Raw genomic sequence first — 17,872 nt, 5'->3', positions numbered from 1 at the left:
CGGGATTCTATGCAATCCTGCGCCGCCACTCGCTGAACAATACCCGCCTGAAATACCGAGAAGATAAAGCTTCATGACGATCTCCAGCGGTAACACTGATCGATCGACCCGGCTCTGCCGCGATGCGCTCTGCCTCGATGACTTTGAAATGAGGGCACGGCGACATCTGCCGAAGCCTCTGTTCGGCTATATCGCCGGCGCGACCGAGACCAACGCGTCGCTGCGGCATAACGCTGAGGCGTTCCAGGCCTATGTCTTTCGGCCTCGTGTACTTCGGGACGTCTCAAGGCGCAGCACCGAGACCAGCCTCTTTGGCAAGACCCATGCCGCACCGTTCGGCATCGCGCCGATGGGGATCAGCGCGCTTATGGCCTATCGGGGGGACATCGTGCTCGCGCAAGGAGCGGACCAATCGGGAATCCCGATGATTATAAGCGGTTCGTCACTCATCCCCCTGGAAGAGATAGCTGCGGTTTCGCCACAAGCATGGTTTCAGGCCTATCTCCCCGGCGAACCCGACCGTATCGACGCTCTCATCGATCGGGTCGCTGCGGCCGGCATCGGTACACTTCTGCTGACCGTGGATACGGCCACGCTGCCCAATCGCGAAAATAATGTAAGGGCGGGGTTCTCGACGCCTTTGCGTCCCGGGCTCCGCTTGGCATGGCAAGGCATCTCGCATCCCCGCTGGACAACCGGTACATTCCTGCGCACGATCGTCCGGCACGGCATTCCGCATTTTGAAAATTCCTACGCCACAAGAGGCGCGCCGATCATCTCCTCGAACGTCACACGCGATTTCGGCAAGCGTGACCATCTCAATTGGAGCCACTTGGAGCGGATACGCAAGCGGTGGTCCGGCAAGCTCGTGGTCAAGGGGATCATGCATCCTGAAGACGCGGCACGGGCTGCAAATACCGGGGCGGATGGAGTGATCGTCTCCAATCATGGCGGCCGCCAGCTCGACGGCACCGCATCTCCCCTTCAGGTCCTTCCGGAGATTGCGGCACGTGTTGGGGACAGCTGTGCCGTCATGATCGACGGCGGCATCCGGCGTGGAACGGATATCATGAAGGCTCTCGCGCTCGGTGCCTGTTTCGTGTTCGTGGGCAGGCCGTTCCTTTATGCTGCAGCCGTCGCGGGACTACCGGGCGTGGTAAGAGCGGCGGATATCCTGAAGAAGGAACTGCATGGCAATATGGCGTTACTCGGGGTCACCAGGGTGACCGATATTTCCACTGACTACATCACTCACGCATGAACAACCGTCGCGCGCTGACATCGATATGACGAAAGTAATCATCGACGCGGCGAAGGCACTTGATATCACCGTTCACGACCACATCATCATCGGCAGGGACGGCCATGTCAGTCTGAAAGGCCTGAAGCTGATCTGAAAAGCACAGCTCCGGCTGAATCTGTAGCTGTAAAACAATCAGTAACATTGACCGGCTACCGATAGTGGAGCGACATTTTTGTCGCAAATGATTCCATTTCCAATCCGAGGCTAGAGGATGTTTCAGTACGATCTCGTTGTGGTGGGTAGCGGTCCCGCGGGGCGCCGCGGCGCGATCCAGGCAGCGAAACTCGGCAAGAAAGTGCTTGTCATCGAACAGGGCAAGCGCGTCGGCGGCGTGTCCGTTCATACCGGCACCATCCCTTCGAAGACACTGCGCGAGACGGCGCTCAATTTGTCGGGCTGGCGCGAGCGCGGCTTCTATGGCCGATCCTATCGCGTCAAGCAGGAGATCAGTGCGGAAGATCTGCGCCGCCGCCTGTTGATTACGCTCAACCATGAGGTGGAAGTGCTCGAGCATCAGTTCGCCCGCAACCGTGTCCACCATATGCGCGGCAAAGCGAGTTTCATCGATTCCACCACCTTGCAGGTCATCAAGGATGATGGCGAAGCAATGACCGTCAGCGGCGCCAGCATTCTGCTTGCTGTGGGCACGAAGCCATTTCGGCCAGACTATATGCCGTTTGATGGCAAGACCGTGCTCGACAGCGACGAGTTGCTTGATATCGAAGAACTCCCGCGCACCATGGTCGTCATCGGCGCCGGCGTTATCGGCATCGAATATGCGACGATCTTCTCGGCGCTCGATACTGCCGTGACGGTAATCGATCCGAAGTCGACCATGCTCGACTTTATTGATAAGGAAATCGTCGAGGATTTCACCTATCAACTGCGCGACCGCAATATGAAACTGCTGCTCGGCACGAAGGCTGAGAAGGTCGAGCGGCTGGATAGCGGCAAGGTTCAGCTGACGCTCGACAACGGCCGTCATCTCGTGACCGACATGGTGCTCTTCGCCGCCGGACGCATGGGGGCGACCGACGCGCTGAACCTTCCGGCCATTGGCCTGGAGGCCGACAGCCGTGGCCGCCTCAAGGTCAATCCGGAGACCTTCCAGACATCGGTTGCCAACGTCTACGCCGCCGGCGACGTGGTCGGCTTTCCAAGCCTTGCCTCGACCTCAATGGAACAGGGCCGCATCGCTGCGCGCGTGGCGATCGGCGCGGTCGCGAAGGAGCCGCAGAAATATTTCCCCTACGGCATCTATGCGGTGCCGGAGATTTCGACCTGCGGCCTCACCGAAGAGGAAATGAAGGAGCGCGGCATTCCCTATGAATGCGGTATTGCCCGCTTCCGCGAAACTTCGCGCGGCCACATCATGGGCCTCGACACAGGGCTTCTGAAGCTGATTTTCTCGCTGAAGACGCGCCGACTGCTCGGCGTGCATATCGTCGGCGAAGGCGCCACGGAGTTGGTGCATATCGGCCAGGCGGTGCTCAATCTGAAGGGCACGGTCGAATATTTCGTCGAAAACACCTTCAACTATCCGACGCTCGCCGAAGCCTATAAGATCGCCGGGCTCGACGCTTGGAACCGGATGGGCGACATCAAGTCGGAACTCTGAAAGCGCCGCCGGCAGCGCCACCATCTAATTCCGCCAGCCAAGACGGAGCCGAGAGCTTGCGCATCATTTCGCTGAATGCATGGGACGGCAGGCTGCACGAGGCCCTGATCGCCTATGTCAGGCAGGCCGATCCCGATGTGCTGTGCCTGCAGGAGGTGCTGAGGGCGCCGAATGCGGATCGCGGATGGTCGCTCTACCGGGATGCGGGGCTGGAGCTGCCGCAGCGCGTCGATCTGTTCCGGGAGATCGGCGACGCCCTGCCCGGCCACGACGCCTTCTTCTGCCCGACATCGAGAGGTGAGCTTTTCGATGGCGACGCCGCCATTGTCGCGGAATTCGGGTTGGCGACCTTCGTCCGCAAATCGCATTCCATTATCGCCCAGGCGCTGGACTTCGTGCATGGCAGTTTTTCCGCCGATGGCTGGGGTGAACATCCCAGGCCGCGAAATGCGCATTGCATCCGTCTCTTCAGCCATGAACACGCTCGCGCTGTGACGATCGCCCATATGCATGGGCTGCGCGATCCCGCCGGCAAGGGCGATACGGCGGAGCGCGAAAAGCAGGCTTTGGCGCTGGCCGGCCTCATCGGGCGGATCTGGCCCGGTGACGAAGGGCTCGTTGTCTGCGGCGACTTCAACCTGCTGCCCGACAGCGCGACCTTCAAGGTCCTTGCCAGGTTAGGTCTTTCCGATCTCGTCACCGGAAACGGCGTCGTCGACACGCGAACCTCCTACTATCCAAAGCAAGGCCGCTTCGCTGACTACATGCTGGTTACGCCGGAGGTGAAGGTTGCCCAATTTGAGGTGGTCAAGGCGCCCGAGGTGTCGGACCACCGCGCATTGCTGCTCGATCTCGAGTAGTGTATCGACGGAAGACATGCTGCGCGAAACTTTAGCGCGCAGTTTCGAATTTTTACGCCTTAGTTTGAACTCTGATAAATCGCATTGATATGCCGTGCCTGATTTGTGCCATCAACGCCGTTTTGCCTCCGGGCAGAAGTTTCTAAAGAAAGATAGACACTCTTGTCCCATGCTTCGGAAGCCGCGCGCAGACGTTTTCAGCTCATCCTGATCAAGCCGTCGCATTATGACGATGACGGCTACGTCATCCGCTGGTGGCGGGCAATGATCCCGTCCAATTCGCTTGCGGCTCTCTACGGTATCGCTGCCGAATGCGCCGAGCGTAAAGTGCTCGGGCCAGATGTCGCGATCGACATCACGGTACTCGACGAGACCAATATGCGGATCGATTTCGCTCGGCTGCTCGCCCAGTTCAGACGCCACGGCAATTTCGGCATGGTCGCGCTGGTTGGCGTCCAGTCCAATCAATATCCGCGCGCACTCGATATCGCCCGCCCGTTCCGCAATGCCGGCCTGCCTGTTTCGATGGGCGGCTTCCATGTGTCCGGTTGCCTTTCGATGCTCGACGGCACGGCGGTCGGGCTCGATGCCTGCCGCGACATGGGCATCTCGATGTTCGCCGGCGAGGCCGAAGGGCGGCTGGAGATGGTGCTGCGCGACGCCGCCGCCGGCGAGTTGAAGCCGCTCTATAATTTCATGAACGACCTTCCCGGCATCGGAGGTACGCCGGTTCCCTTCCTGCCGAAGGACAATATCCAGCGTACGCTCGGGCTCAGCACGAGTTTCGATGCCGGACGCGGCTGTCCCTATCAGTGCTCGTTCTGCACCATCATCAATGTGCAGGGACGCAAGTCGCGCTTCCGCTCTGCCGACGACGTCGAGAAGCTGGTGCGGATGAACTGGGCGCAGGGCATCCATAAATTCTTCATCACCGACGACAATTTCGCCCGCAACAAGGATTGGGAGGCGATCTTTGACCGCTTGATAGAGCTCAAGGAGCGGGATGGCATTCCGCTCGGCCTGATGATTCAGGTCGACACGCTCTGCCACAAAATTCCCAATTTCATCGAGAAATCCAAGCGCGCGGGCGTCACCCGCGTCTTCATCGGTCTTGAAAACGTCAATCCGGACAATCTGACCGCCGCCAAGAAGAACCAGAACAAAATCACCGAATACCGCAAGATGCTGCTCGCCTGGAAGGCGCAGGGCATCATGACGCTTGCCGGCTATATTCTGGGCTTCCCCGCCGACACGCCGGAATCGATTCGGCGCGACATTGCCATCATCCAGGAAGAGCTCCCGCTAGACGTCATCGAATTCTTCATCCTGACGCCGCTGCCCGGTTCGGAGGACCATCAGGTCCTGTGGAAGAAGGGCGTCGAGATGGACGGCGATCTCAACATCTACGATGTCGAGCATGTCTGCACCGCCCACCCCAAAATGAGCAAGCAGGAATGGGAAGACATCTACCATGAGGCTTGGTCGCTCTATTATTCGCCTGCCCATATGAAGACGCTGCTGCGCCGCGCCGTGGCGACCGGTGTGCCGCTGGCAAGACTTGTGAAAGTTCTCGTCTCCTTCGCAACGACCGTGCCGCTGGAAAACGTGCATCCGCTGCAAAGCGGCCTCATGCGCTTAAAGACGCCGTCGGAGCGACGTCCGGAGCTTCCGCGCGAACACCCGCTGATCTTCTGGCCGCGCTTTGCCAGGGAAACCATCCGCAAACATGCTTCGCTCGCCGGCACGATCATCGGCCTGATGATCTCCGCCTTCCTGATCTCAAGAGATGCGAAGTCGAAGAGCTATATGGATCAGGCGCTGACACCCGTCGCGGATGATGAGGAAGAAACGCTCAGCCTGTTCACCAAAACATCAGGCGGAACCGCAGCCGTGAGTCATGTCAGGAAAGTCGCGCAATTGACACGGACCGCGAATTGAGCGGTGGCCATTTTCGCTAAAGTGCCTCACATGGGATGTTTTTCGCCGCCGTTTAAGCGACTTGGATCATCTGACTCGTCTCGGCCATTTGCAACGTGTCGAGGAATTCGACGATCTTGACCGGCTTGCCATCCCTGAAATGGAACTTGTCGACGAATTCCGTACGGAATGTCACGCCCGATGGGATATGCCTGACCTCGCCATCGCGGTGGGCAAAGACCACCTGCGCGTCCTCGTCCACATAAATGCCGGCTGTCCTGACGTTGGATAGATCCCACGCAGTGATGAGCTGCGATATTGCCTGGCGAAAGGCATGAGGTCCGCCCGATTCAGTCGAAAAAGGCGCCAGCCGTGTATTGCCGACAATGCGAAAGGTGCAATCCTCGCCGAGCAGCGCCAGCGTACCCTCAATATCGCCGCGATCACGCACAGTGTAGATTTCCTCCACCAGCTTCTTCAGGTCGTGCTTTGCAGTCATTTTCAAGCCCCCTCGCCACTCGGTAGATCTGCCTCATTGTACCTTATCACAACTATCTGTTGTTGATAATGCGACGGCGACGTTGGAAATGTGCTGTCCTGATAAATCCAAAAAGAAAAGGCCCCGCGCGATGGCGGGGCCTTCAAATTCTAGAACGGGAAGGCGATTACTCGGCGCTGTCCTCAGAAGCCTTCTTCTTCGGAGCAGCCTTCTTTTTTGGAGCGGCGGCTTCCTCGCCCTCGCCAGCCTCTGCAGCCTCGGCCTTGGCCGCCGCCTTCTTCTTCGGAGCGGCCTTCTTGGCCTCAGGCTTGGCTTCGCCTTCTTCCTCAGCGAGCAGTTCTTCCTTCGTCACCTTCTTGTCGGTCACGTCGATTTCGGTCAGCAGATGGTCGATGACCTTCTCTTCGAAGATCGGTGCGCGGATCGAGGCGGCTGCACCCGGTTGGCTGCGGAAGAATTCGAGTATCTGCTTTTCCTGGCCGGGATACTGGCGCAGCTGATCGTAGATCGCGCGCTGCATCTCGTCTTCTGTGACTTCGACGCCAGCCTTTTCGCCGATTTCGGAGAGAACGAGGCCGAGGCGGACGCGACGCTCGGCGAGCGTCTTGTATTCCTCACGCGCCTTCTCTTCGGTCGTGTCTTCGTCCTCGAAGGTCTTGCCAGATTGAGCAAGGTCGTTGTTCACCTGGCTCCAGATGCCGTTAAATTCGGCATCGACGAGCGAAGCCGGGGTCTCGAACTTGTACATCTCGTCCAGCTGGTCGAGGATCTGGCGCTTCAGCTTCTGGCGGGTCAGCGAGCCGTACTGCGATTCGATCTGGCCGCGGACGATTTCCTTCAGGCGATCAGCGGATTCGATGCCGAGCTTGGAGGCGAGTTCGTCGTTGATCTCGACCGCGCCGGGCGCTGCAACATCCTTGACCGTGATGTCGAAGGTTGCTTCCTTGCCGGCGAGGTTCTTCGCCGGATAGTCGGCCGGAAAGGTCACGGTGATGGTCTTCTCTTCGCCGGCCTTGACGCCGACGAGCTGATCTTCGAAGCCCGGGATGAAGCGGTTGGAGCCGATTACCAGCTCGGCGCCCTGATCGGTGCCGCCTTCGAAAGCTTCGCCGTCGACCTTGCCGACATAATCCATGGTGACGCGGTCGCCGTTGGCGGCCTTGCCGGTCTTGCTCTCGTAGGAGCGGGCGCTTTCGGCGACCTTCAGGACCTGCTCGTTGACTTCGTCATCCGAGATATCGATGACTTCGCGCGTGACCTTGATGCCCTTGACGGACCTCAGTTCGATCGGCGGCAGCACTTCGTAGGAGAGCGTGAATTCGAAATCCTGCTGGGCGGCGAGAATCTTGTCGGCCTCGTCCTTGTCCTCAGTCATGGCGATTTCCGGCTGCGTGGCGGATTTTTCGCCGCGGCTGGACAGGATGGCGGCGGGCTGTTCGCGGACGATCTCGTTGACGAGGTCGGCCATGATCGACTTGCCGTAGACCTTCTTCAGGTGAGCAGCGGGAACCTTGCCCGGACGGAAGCCGTTGATGCGGACCTTGTCCTTCACGTCGGCAAGACGCTCATTCATCTTGTCTTCCATGTCCTTGGCCGGGATAACGACCTTGATTTCGCGCTTCAGCCCTTCAGCGAGCGTTTCGATAACCTGCATGTCTTCCTACCTTCATGTCCTGGCGGCCGTGCCCAGACGCCGTTCGTTTCGATGAGCACGACGCCGGCAGCGTGCCGTGCGTGGCTTTTCCCAATTCCTGTATCATTCCGCCAAAATGGGGAACGGCACTCGCTTCCGAGTATTCGGAACAACCTTCGGTCATTGGGGACAACTAAGTTCTTAGTCTCCCCCTGCAAACAGCCTGGTGCGGGTAGAGAGACTTGAACTCCCACGCCTTGCGGCACCAGAACCTAAATCTGGCGTGTCTACCAATTTCACCATACCCGCGTTCACAAACCGCATGCCTATGCCTGCGCATGAGGCCTTCCGGAGCGCGGCGTCTCTATATCACCCGATTTGGTCGAGGCAAAGGAAAAATGAACGGCAAATGACAGGGTCTTCAAAGCCCAGAAGCCGCCCTCCCCCGAAGGCTTGAGAGATCAATAAAGCGGTTCGTCGTAAACCGGCTTGCCGTCGACGAGCAGGCTGCGTATCTGCGCGCTTCCGTCTGGCGAGACCCGCACCGCTATGGCGACGTTGCCATCATTGCGTGCCTCCTCAATCGGTTTGCCCTGACCTTCCGGAACGTAATAGCGCTCGATGCCGTATTCGACGCGGATGCTGCCGCCGGCCGCGAGCCCGCCACTATAGAAAGGCTGGCTGCGCAGGATCACCGTCTCCGGCTGCGGCGGCAGCGCCTGGAAAGACGATTCGCTCACCGTCCAGAAACCGTCCACCTGCCTCTTCAATCGGACCCACAGGGTGTGTTCGCCGGGTTCAGCGGGAATGCCGCCGGAGACCGTCTGCACCGGCACGGCGGAAATGTCGTAATTCAACACGACATAATCACCGCGCAGGAAATCCCGCGGGTCAACCGGGGCGGTCTTCAGCAGGACCTCAGCGCCGCTGCTGAGGATCGATGCACGGCTCTGGATCATCGTGCCGAGGATCACCGACTGCAAGCCGGCGACGATGATCGCCGAAATCAGATATCCTTTGCCGGATTGCAGCCTAGCCATCAACGAACTCATGCGCGCGCCTCCCGCGAAAAGCGCCGCTCGAGACGAATGACGAGCCAGGCGACGAGCGCCACCACGAGACCGGAGAACAGGAAGAGACTCGACGTGCCGAGGATCGAGCCGACGGTGACGGAGGCGAGATAGAGCATCTCCACGGCAAAGGTCGTATAGGCGAGATAACGCACCGCGCCGTTATCCCTGCCATGTAGAGCGATCGCCAGCACGGCAGCGGCGAGCGTCGCCACGCCGAGCACCACCAGCCGCCAGCCTTGCTCAATCTCGATATGCAGCAGCAGCAAGCCGATTACGGCGACGAGGAAGCTGTAGAAAGCCGGCGCTGCGCCGGCACTTCTCATCAGCGAAGCGATACGAGGGTGCGGCAAAGCCGTCAGCGCGAAGGCCGCCATACCGCCGATTGCGAAGGCGAGCGCCACGGCGATCTCCTCATAAAGCGTGTAGAGCCAGGCGAGCCAGCCGACCAGCAGCAAGTAGGCGAGATGACGGGCCCGCTCGGCACCGGTATAACGCACCAGCGCGATTGTCATCACCGCCATGATCGGCGCCATCCAGGGATCAAACCCGATCCAATGCGTCTCGTGGTTCTCGAGATAGACGGCGAACGACGCCCAGGAGAGAAAGCTTGCGACGACGACAACGGCGCCCGAACGGAACAGGATCGCCGAGATCGTGGCAATCGCGAACCAGAGATACATCACGGTCTGCTCGTCGCCCGAGAGATGATACATTTGCCCGACCAGCGAGATGGCGCCACCGAAGCTCATTGCCCCGATGACCAGCAACCCGCTTGCGGCCGCTGTCGCACCGCGGGCAAGCATCATGGCGGCGGCAATGTGTACAATCCAAATCAGGGTGAGGATAGCGCCGACGCGGACGAGGCGCGGAATGGCCTCCCAGTTGGACGCGACGACCAGCAAGACGGCCGCGGCAAGCAGCACCGCCGCCAGCGCCATCAGCACCCGGCCGAGGCTGAAGCTTGCCGGGCGGCTATCATATTCGGCGAGAAGCGCGCCGGCGGTTTCCTCTCCAATCAGCCCCTTTCCCACCCAGAGCGAGAGATCCCGCTCCAATCTGCCGCGATACATGCCTCACTCCTCATTTCCGTGACGCTCGTTCCGGCGCTTCGGCTTCCGTCGTTATAGCCGCAGCAGGCGGCTTCGCAAACGCCATCCCGGCGATAGACTGCAAATTCCTCATTGGTCTAATTTGGGTCAGACGTTAACCGACCGTTAACGTCGGAAGCGCTAATATGAGCATACAAAGGGAGACGCATGCTCTTTTCGCATACCTCTCATGTATTTATTGCACTGCAAAAAAATGATTAGTCATACTATTTACCGATCTATCGAAGCACGGGGATGGCGCCCCGGCCCGGTTTTCCGGACGCCCACGGATGCTTTTGTTCGTGACGAGATTCGCGGCTGCGCACTCCTCCTCCCAAGCGCGCTGCGATAGACTGGCAACACTCCTCCTCCCAGTTGCCAGTCAGTATAATGCGCCCGCCGGATCCTCCCCCGGCGGGCGTTTTATTTGACGAATGGACGACCTGGGATTCAACAACTTATCGTTATCGGCGCCGCAGTGCTGCTCGCAAAGCGAGGCCACCTGACGTGCCGGCCGCCGCATGAAGCCGTGGCACCGTATCGCGATCACTCGCTTCGGCGGCGTGAGATAAATGAGCTGCTTGGCGCCTCGGCGCTAAACTCCATCGACTCGATCCGCCGGAGAGGCAGCTTTGCCTATCGCAACGAGAGTGAGCACGAGAAACGTAGAATCTTCCACCAATTTCTTTTGCCTATTCGTTGATCAAAATGCGGTAATATTGTGTAAAGCATTGCACAGCTTGCATGGGTGACTTGAAAACTTGGCTGTTTTCGTTCTTCGCGCCGCAACATATATTCCAGCCATCAAATAGAGGTCAGCGCCGATCGGTGGCTGCTGGCAGATCAAACCCTCGGAAAGGGGCTTAACATGAACATCACTCGCTCTTTTAACAACTGGCGCAAGTATCGTCAGACCGTTACGGAACTCGGTCGCATGACCAACCGCGAATTGCATGACCTCGGCATCGACCGTTCGGACATCCATCGCGTTGCCCGTGAGGCTTCCTCCCGCTAATTCAAGGCGGTCGCTGCTTTCTTCCAAGCAGATCGTCAATGATTTAAACGCCCGCTGCACCACAGCGGGCGTTTTCTTTTGCAAGCAATCCACTGCCGCTCCGGTTGCGGTTTTCTCAGCTCTTTCGCTCGCTTAAAAAGTATTCACCGCTCAATTTGCGAGCATCGTAGTGCACAATTGCATGGCAGACGCCTCTTATTTGCACTGCACAATCGGACCGACATCGCCTATATAGACATCAACCGCAGAGAGACAGGCGATCCCGCCGTCCCGCGGACATTTGTTCGAGGAAGATGACAATGAACCCGATCCGCATTGCAAAAAGCTGGCTCAGCTACCGCCGCACGCTCAACGAGCTCGGCAGCCTGTCGAACCAGACCCTGTCCGATATCGGCGTTAGCCGCTACGACATCCGCAACATCGCATCCCGCTCGTTCCGCTAATTGCGGACCTGGTGACGGCACGATGCTTCAAGACGGCGCCATCAGGGCGCCGTTTTTGATTCCGGGGTGTTGGATCGCACCCGCCGACATGATATCAGCCCGGAATGAACACGATCTCCTCCTATTCCCCTATCCACGTTGTCGGCGGCGGGCTTGCCGGTTCGGAAGCCGCCTGGCAGATCGCCAGTGCGGGCGTTCCCGTCATTCTGCATGAAATGCGCGGCGTGCGCGGCACGGATGCGCACAAGACCGACGGTCTGGCCGAGCTCGTCTGCTCCAATTCCTTCCGTTCCGACGATGCGACCAGCAATGCCGTCGGCGTCATCCACGCGGAAATGCGCATGGCGGGCTCGCTGATCATGGCCGCTGCCGACCGCCACCAGGTACCGGCCGGCGGTGCGCTCGCCGTCGATCGCGACGGCTTCTCGGATGCCGTGACCCGCGCCATCCACGACCACCCTCTTATCACAGTCATGCGTGAAGAGATCACCGGCCTGCCGCCAAGCGACTGGGATCTCGCCATCGTCGCCACCGGGCCCCTGACGGCGCCGTCGCTCGCCAGCGCCATCCAGGCGGCAACGGGCGAGGATTCGCTCGCTTTCTTCGATGCCATCGCGCCGATCGTCTACCGCGACAGCATCGACATGAACATTTGCTGGTACCAGTCGCGCTATGACAAGGTCGGCCCCGGCGGCACGGGCAAGGATTACATCAACTGCCCGATGGACGAAGCGCAGTACAATGCTTTCGTCGATGCGCTGATATCGGGGGACTCGGTCGGTTTCAAGGAATGGGAAGGCACGCCTTATTTCGACGGCTGCCTGCCGATCGAGGTCATGGCTGAACGCGGTCGCGAGACACTGCGCCACGGGCCGATGAAGCCGATGGGACTGACGAACGCGCATAACCCAACCGTAAAGGCCTATGCGGTCGTGCAGTTGCGGCAGGACAACGCGCTCGGAACGCTCTACAACATGGTCGGTTTCCAGACGAAATTGAAATACGGCGCGCAGGCGGAAATCTTCCGGATGATTCCAGGGCTGGAAAATGCGGAATTCGCCCGCCTCGGCGGCTTGCATCGCAACACCTATATCAATTCTCCCACATTGCTGGACCCGTCGCTGACGCTGAAATCGCGGCTAGGCTTGCGCTTTGCCGGCCAGATCACCGGCTGCGAGGGTTATGTGGAAAGTGCCAGCGTCGGGTTGATGGCGGGGCGTTTCGCAGCCGCCGAACGTAAGGGCGAGGCGATCTTGTTGCCGCCGGCTACGACAGCCCTCGGTTCGCTGCTCGGCCATATCACTGGCGGGCACATCGTCACCGACGAGGAACCGGGCAAGCGCTCGTTTCAGCCGATGAACATCAATTTCGGGCTATTTCCAGAGCTTGAGCCCGGCTCAATCGTCAAACCCGAGGGCGTCAAGCGCTTCCGCGGCAAGGACAAAACGATCATGAAGCGGCAGTTGATCGCACGTCGTGCGCTTGCAGACTGCGCCGCCTGGCTCGGTCAGACGCCGACGTTTGCCGAAAGCGCCTGAGCTGTTCTATTGCTTGTTGGCTGCCGAAATATTGCCGGATGCCAGGTCCTTATCCGGCTCGGCGATATAGTTGCCGAGCAGCCAGAGCGCAACTTCAGAAGCCTCCTTCGCTGAAGCGAACTCGAATTTGCCGTTGTGGCTGTGCGCATCTAGAAATTCTATTTCCAACCCCCTGCCGGTCTCCGAGCTTGCGACACGCACACGGCCGGGCTCGATCAGATGGCAGGAGAAATGGCGCGCCATGTTGCGCATGAGGCCGGCCTTGTTGTCGTGCAGGCGCACGAAGATCGCCTGACCGTTTTTCGTCGCCTGCAGCTGGCGGATCGCCTCGTTGGGAAAGGCACGGCCGAACTCGATGATGGCCAGTCCCGTGTCGTGCAGACTGTCCTCCTTGTTTTGCGCAGCCATTCGTGTTGCCACGAAAGCAAAGAAGATGACGATGGCGAAAAGAACGCACCAGACGATAATGCCCACGCCGAGTCTCCGTTCAAAGGATCGTGTTGAGGGTCTTGTAGCGCGCGAGACTTGCGCGAATTTGACCTGTGTCAGATTTTCCTGCGGGCTGCCGCCAGCGCCATTCTAAGTTGGCGGCGCCATTGCGGCGACTGCAGCGGCCGGTCGAACAGGAAAGCCCCCCGCCTCTGCGCCTTGAGGAGCACCGGTTCGGCCAGGGTCGCGGGCAGGAAGGCAGGGAACAGAGCTGGCGGAATCGACCCTGCCCCTCTCGCCTTTGCCAGATGCTCAAGGCCGAGGCCGGCAAAGGCCTCGATGGCGGCGGAGATGCGCGGCCGGTCTTCGCCGGCGAGGAAGGCGTCGCGGTTAAGTCCGGTGGCGGAAAGGATCTGCAGCGGAATATAGATCTGGCCGCGGCGGCGATGCAGCGGCATCAGCAGCAACAGCCCGGCAATCGCTTGTGCGACGCCTGCATGGCCGGCGGCATCCGCCGATCGCGGAGCCTCCTCCGGCGAAAGCACGAGGCTTGCGAGCTGGATCAGCGCGGAGGCCGTTTCGCCGGCATAACCTTCAAGCGAGACCCGCGTCTCCATCGGATCGTCATAGAGGTCGAAGGTGCGGGCGTCGATCATGTCAACCAGCGTCTTGCGCGGCAGGCGATGGGCCTCTATCGCCGTCAGAAGCGCCGCGGCGACGGGATTGGCCGCCGTCGAGCCATGCGCATTGCCTTCCAGCAGGTCGCGCCAGTATTGCATGCGCACCTCGCCAGGCAGCGGCTCATGCACCAGGTCTCGGATGCGGGCGAGTTCCGCATTGAACGCGTAAAGGGCCGCTAGCGCACCGCGCTTCTCCTCCGGCGACAAGAGACAGGCGAGATAGCGGTCGCGATCATTGTCGCGCAGCATCGCCAGGCAGATGTCCTGGTTGGTCGCTATTTTCGCGTCAGCCATCGTCAGACCGCAATCAATGCCGCTGCGACGGCGCGCTGCTCCGAAAGCATAATGTTGAAGGTGCGCACCGCGGCACCCGTGCTCATCGGATCGGAAGAGATGCCGCGCGTCTTCAGCGCCTGCTTCAATTCGTCGGGCAGACGGCGAAGCTCGGTTCCCGTACCGACGAGCAGAACCTCAATTTCAGCTGCCTCTTCCAGCACGCGGCGGAAATTTTCAAGCGACAGCGGCTTCGACATATCCATGTCCCAACCGTGAATGCCGGAGGGCAGGCAAAGGATCGAGCCGCGATGCGACATGTCGGCAAAACGGAAACCGCCATTGCCGTATGTGTCGATCGGAGCCCGGCCGGGAAAATGCGCCGCGCGGATTTCTATGCCTTTTGCCATATTTTCAAACCACCGTGCCGGATCTTACACCGGCATCCGTCTTGTTGCTCTCTTCTTCGTCAGGACCTTCCTGCCGCAGCCGGAAGACGATCAATACGGGAGCAGCGATGTAGATCGAAGAGAAAGTGCCGAGAGCGACTCCGAAGAGCATCGCAAAGGAGAAGGAGCGGATGACGTCGCCGCCGAACAGATACAGCGCAAGCAGCGCAAGCAGCGTCGTCGCCGCGGTCAGGACGGTGCGCGACAATGTCTGATTGATCGAGGCGTCGATCAGGATCGGCAGCGGCATCTTCCTGTATCGTTGAAGATTCTCGCGCATCCGGTCATAGACGACGACCGTGTCGTTCAGTGAATAACCGACGATCGTCAGCATGGCTGCGATGCTCGTCAGGTTAAACTCGATGCCGGTCAGCACGAAGAGACCGAGCATGATGATGACGTCGTGCAGCGTGGCAATGATGGCGCCGACTGCGAACTGCCATTCGAAGCGGATCCAGATGTAGATCAGAATGGCCGAGAGTGCGGCTGCGACACCGAGCGTCGCCATCATCGTCAATTCGCCCGAGATGGCGGGACCGACAACCTCGACGCGGCGAAAATCGTAATCGGCCTCGAGTTCGCCGCGCACCAGCGTGGCCGCCGATTGCTCGGCGTTCTCGCCGCCGCCCTGCGACGCGATGCGAATCCGCGCATTCGATCGCCCGCCCGTAGGCTCGACGCTGACCTCGCCAAGATTGAGATCATCCAGACGCAATCTGAGGTCGGCGATGTCGGCACTGCCCTGCTTCGCCGTCACCTCGATGAGCGAGCCGCCCGTGAAATCGATACCGAGCTGCAGGCCAACGGTGGCAAATGCCGCCATGGCGATCAGCGAGATCACTGCCGACGCGGTGAAGACGTAACGGCGGATCCCCATGAAACGCACATTGGCGTGCTCGAAAAGATGCGCGAGAACGCTCTTCGGCAGATGCCTGGGATGGCGCGCTTTCAGCCAGGCGGCGACAATCGAGCGCGTCAGCGTGAAAGCAGTGATGACGGTCGTCGCAATGCCGACCGCCAGCGTGACTGCGAAACCGCGAATGGATTCGCTGCCGAGGAAGAGGAGAATGATGGCGGCGATGAAGATCGTGGCATTCGCGTCAATGATCGTTGCGAAAGCGCGCGAAAAGCCGCGGCCGACGGCCTGCTCAAAGGAGGGGCTGGCTCTTTGCTCTTCGCGTATGCGCTCATAGATCAGCACGTTGGCATCGACCGCCATGCCGACAATAAGCACGATGCCCGCAATACCGGGCAAAGTCAGTGTCGCGCCGGCAAGGCTGAGCGCAGCGACGATGAAGATCAGATTGAAGACGAGCGAGACGACGGCGATGACGCCGAGAATGCGGTAGAGCGCGATCATCAATGCTGCGACCAGCACGACTGCGACGAGACCGGCGACCAGGCCGGAGAAGATGGAGTCGGCGCCGAAGCTCGGGCTGACGCTGCGCTCCTCGACGCTCGTCAGCGTCGCCGGCAAGGCGCCGGCGCGCAACATCACCGCAAGATCGCGAACGCCATCCTCTGAGAAGTTTGCCGAAATCCGGCCCTCACCGTCGGTGATCGCCGCATCGATGACCGGCGCCGACATCACCTGGTCGTCAAAGACGATGGCAAGGTGCTTGCCGATATTTTGCGTTGTCGCCTGCGCCAGCCGCTGCGTGCCTTCCGCATCAAGGCGATAGGCGATCGAGGTATCCTGGGTCTGCGGATCGACGACAGGCTCGACATTGACCATGTTGCTGCCGGTGACGAATCCAATGCGGTCGACCAGATAAGGAACCGGCGGATCGTCGAGCGAATAAAGCACCTCGGAAGTGGCCGGCCAGCGGCCGCTCAGAGCCTCCTGTCCGGATATGCTTTCGTCGAGGAGATGAAAGGAAAGCTTGGCCCGCTGGTTCAGGATGTTTTTCACCCGCTCGGCATCGACCGATCCCAGCACCTGGACGACGATCCGGTCGTCGCCATCGGGGCGGAGGAGGAAATGATCGTAGCCCGATTGCGCCAGGCGGCGGCCGACAATATCGAGCGAGCGGCCGCAGGCGGAGGCAATGTCGGCGGCAATGCCGGCGTCGGAAATCTGCAGCGAAAGCTGTCCCTCCGCGCCCTGCTGCAGCGAAATCCCAGGCTCCGACTGCTCGCCGGCCATGGTCAGAGGCTTCAGCAGATCGACCGCCTTTTGCGTCTCGGCCAGATCGGTAACCCGGACAGTGACGGTCTGGCCGTTGCCGGTCAGGCCGGTATAGCGAATGCCGGCGCCCCGCAACGCGTTGCGCACTTTGGCGACCGCCTCTTCCAAGCGGTCCTTGACGATATCGGAACGCTCGACCTTTAGGACGATATGCGAGCCGCCCTGCAGGTCGAGACCGAGCGTGACGCGGCTGTTTCGCAACCATCCCGGCAGAGAGGAACGCTGCGCCTCGCCGAGCAGATTGGGCGCAGCGATGATGATGGCCGCAAGGGCGACCAGCCAAATCAGAAGTGTTTTCCAGCGGGAAAAATGCAACATTCTCTCGACGATCTTCCGATCCGGCTCTTCGCCGTTATCGCTTGTTACGCCGCGTCGGCTTTGACAGGCTCACCCTTGACGCGAACGTCCGAAATGCCGCTGCGAACAATGCGCACGCGCACGCCTTCAGCAATTTCGACTTCGACTTCCTTGTCGTCGACGACCTTGGTCACCTTGCCGACGAGACCACCGCCCGTCACGATCTGATCGCCGCGGCGAATGGACTTCAAGGTTTCCTCGCGCTTCTTTGCCTGCGCCCGTTGCGGCCGGATCAGCAGGAAGTACCAGACGACCATAAGCGGCACGAAAAGGATGATCATTTCGAAACCGGAACCGCCGAATCCTGTTGCGGTATCGGTCGCAGTCTGGGCGAATGCCGGGGTGATGAACATGCTAAACTCCTCAGGCTTCTACGGCGGAACTCCGCCTGCTTTTTCAGGTTGCCGGACTATAGTTGCAGCTTGGATGAATGCAACAGAAACAGCCGGAAAGAGTACCGATTCCGCTGCCTCATAACCTTTCGGCCGGGAAAAGGCCATGGTAGGCGG

16 protein-coding genes, 1 tRNA gene and 1 pseudogene are annotated in these 17,872 nt (G+C 60.0%); 8 read left to right on the top strand and 10 right to left on the bottom strand.

The window, feature by feature from the left end; genetic code table 11:
- The first annotated feature begins 73 nt into the window (after positions 1-73).
- The 5 genes and pseudogenes from FFR93_RS16710 to FFR93_RS16690 all read left to right on the top strand — a co-directional run bounded on the left by FFR93_RS16710 (position 74) and on the right by FFR93_RS16690 (position 5,719).
- Positions 74-1,261, top strand: coding sequence for an alpha-hydroxy acid oxidase (locus tag FFR93_RS16710; RefSeq protein ID WP_138394054.1), 1,188 nt, complete (start codon positions 74-76; stop codon positions 1,259-1,261).
- A gap of 4 nt (positions 1,262-1,265) precedes the next feature.
- Positions 1,266-1,397, top strand: a pseudogene (locus FFR93_RS16705) (JAB domain-containing protein); the annotation flags it as partial.
- Positions 1,398-1,514: 117 nt separating this feature from the next.
- Complete coding sequence (gene sthA / locus FFR93_RS16700) at positions 1,515-2,921, top strand: Si-specific NAD(P)(+) transhydrogenase (RefSeq protein WP_064709107.1); 1,407 nt, start codon at positions 1,515-1,517, stop codon at positions 2,919-2,921.
- Positions 2,922-2,977: 56 nt separating this feature from the next.
- The gene (locus FFR93_RS16695; RefSeq protein WP_138394053.1) at positions 2,978-3,781 is read left to right on the top strand and encodes an endonuclease/exonuclease/phosphatase family protein; all 804 of its coding nucleotides are present in this window, start codon (positions 2,978-2,980) and stop codon (positions 3,779-3,781) included.
- 162 nt (positions 3,782-3,943) lie between these two features.
- The gene (locus tag FFR93_RS16690) at positions 3,944-5,719 is read left to right on the top strand and encodes a radical SAM protein (protein ID WP_138394052.1); all 1,776 of its coding nucleotides are present in this window, start codon (positions 3,944-3,946) and stop codon (positions 5,717-5,719) included.
- A 52-nt stretch (positions 5,720-5,771) separates the two neighbouring features.
- On the opposite strand, the gene FFR93_RS16685 is transcribed toward FFR93_RS16690, so the two are convergent.
- The 5 genes from FFR93_RS16685 to FFR93_RS16665 form a co-directional block, all read right to left on the bottom strand.
- A complete protein-coding gene (locus FFR93_RS16685) occupies positions 5,772-6,197 on the bottom strand; it encodes a nuclear transport factor 2 family protein (RefSeq protein ID WP_064709110.1) in 426 nt (141 codons plus the stop codon).
- A 166-nt stretch (positions 6,198-6,363) separates the two neighbouring features.
- The gene (tig, locus tag FFR93_RS16680; RefSeq protein WP_138394051.1) at positions 6,364-7,851 is read right to left on the bottom strand and encodes a trigger factor; all 1,488 of its coding nucleotides are present in this window, start codon (positions 7,849-7,851) and stop codon (positions 6,364-6,366) included.
- 203 nt (positions 7,852-8,054) lie between these two features.
- Positions 8,055-8,139: transfer RNA gene (locus FFR93_RS16675), tRNA-Leu, on the bottom strand.
- 152 nt (positions 8,140-8,291) lie between these two features.
- Positions 8,292-8,882 carry a GDYXXLXY domain-containing protein gene (locus FFR93_RS16670; protein ID WP_064709112.1) on the bottom strand — a complete coding sequence of 197 codons (591 nt, stop codon included), beginning with the start codon at positions 8,880-8,882 and terminating at the stop codon, positions 8,292-8,294.
- Positions 8,879-9,973 carry a DUF2157 domain-containing protein gene (locus tag FFR93_RS16665; protein ID WP_138394050.1) on the bottom strand — a complete coding sequence of 365 codons (1,095 nt, stop codon included), beginning with the start codon at positions 9,971-9,973 and terminating at the stop codon, positions 8,879-8,881. Before FFR93_RS16665 ends, FFR93_RS16670 begins: the two co-directional genes overlap by 4 nt.
- An 886-nt stretch (positions 9,974-10,859) precedes the next feature.
- On the opposite strand from FFR93_RS16665, the gene FFR93_RS16660 reads away from it, so the two are divergent.
- The 3 genes from FFR93_RS16660 (at position 10,860) to trmFO (ending at position 12,987) form a co-directional block, all read left to right on the top strand.
- Complete coding sequence (locus FFR93_RS16660; RefSeq protein ID WP_004678838.1) at positions 10,860-11,006, top strand: DUF1127 domain-containing protein; 147 nt, start codon at positions 10,860-10,862, stop codon at positions 11,004-11,006.
- Between the two features lie 299 nt (positions 11,007-11,305).
- Positions 11,306-11,449: a DUF1127 domain-containing protein gene (locus tag FFR93_RS16655; RefSeq protein ID WP_004678841.1), complete on the top strand. Its 144-nt coding sequence runs from the start codon at positions 11,306-11,308 to the stop codon at positions 11,447-11,449.
- A 104-nt stretch (positions 11,450-11,553) separates the two neighbouring features.
- A complete protein-coding gene (trmFO, locus tag FFR93_RS16650; RefSeq protein ID WP_138394049.1) occupies positions 11,554-12,987 on the top strand; it encodes a methylenetetrahydrofolate--tRNA-(uracil(54)-C(5))-methyltransferase (FADH(2)-oxidizing) TrmFO in 1,434 nt (477 codons plus the stop codon).
- A 6-nt stretch (positions 12,988-12,993) separates the two neighbouring features.
- Here trmFO and FFR93_RS16645 read toward each other — a convergent pair whose 3' ends face one another.
- From FFR93_RS16645 to yajC, 5 genes are all read right to left on the bottom strand, one after another.
- Positions 12,994-13,461, bottom strand: coding sequence for a hypothetical protein (locus tag FFR93_RS16645; RefSeq protein WP_138394048.1), 468 nt, complete (start codon positions 13,459-13,461; stop codon positions 12,994-12,996).
- 71 nt (positions 13,462-13,532) lie between these two features.
- On the bottom strand, positions 13,533-14,390 hold the full coding sequence (locus FFR93_RS16640) for a phytoene/squalene synthase family protein (RefSeq protein ID WP_064709116.1): 858 nt from the start codon (positions 14,388-14,390) through the stop codon (positions 13,533-13,535).
- A gap of 2 nt (positions 14,391-14,392) precedes the next feature.
- Complete coding sequence (locus tag FFR93_RS16635) at positions 14,393-14,779, bottom strand: Mth938-like domain-containing protein (protein ID WP_138394047.1); 387 nt, start codon at positions 14,777-14,779, stop codon at positions 14,393-14,395.
- 4 nt (positions 14,780-14,783) lie between these two features.
- Positions 14,784-17,324: a protein translocase subunit SecDF gene (secDF, locus tag FFR93_RS16630; protein ID WP_138394046.1), complete on the bottom strand. Its 2,541-nt coding sequence runs from the start codon at positions 17,322-17,324 to the stop codon at positions 14,784-14,786.
- A gap of 44 nt (positions 17,325-17,368) precedes the next feature.
- The gene (gene yajC, locus FFR93_RS16625; protein WP_138394045.1) at positions 17,369-17,716 is read right to left on the bottom strand and encodes a preprotein translocase subunit YajC; all 348 of its coding nucleotides are present in this window, start codon (positions 17,714-17,716) and stop codon (positions 17,369-17,371) included.
- Positions 17,717-17,872: the final 156 nt, after the last annotated feature.

Origin of the sequence: Rhizobium sp. MHM7A, assembly GCF_005862215.1 — a bacterium.
Lineage (GTDB): Bacteria > Pseudomonadota > Alphaproteobacteria > Rhizobiales > Rhizobiaceae > Rhizobium > Rhizobium bangladeshense.
The sequence above is the reverse complement of the archived record's forward strand: the minus strand, read 5'-3'. Positions and strand labels throughout refer to the sequence as shown.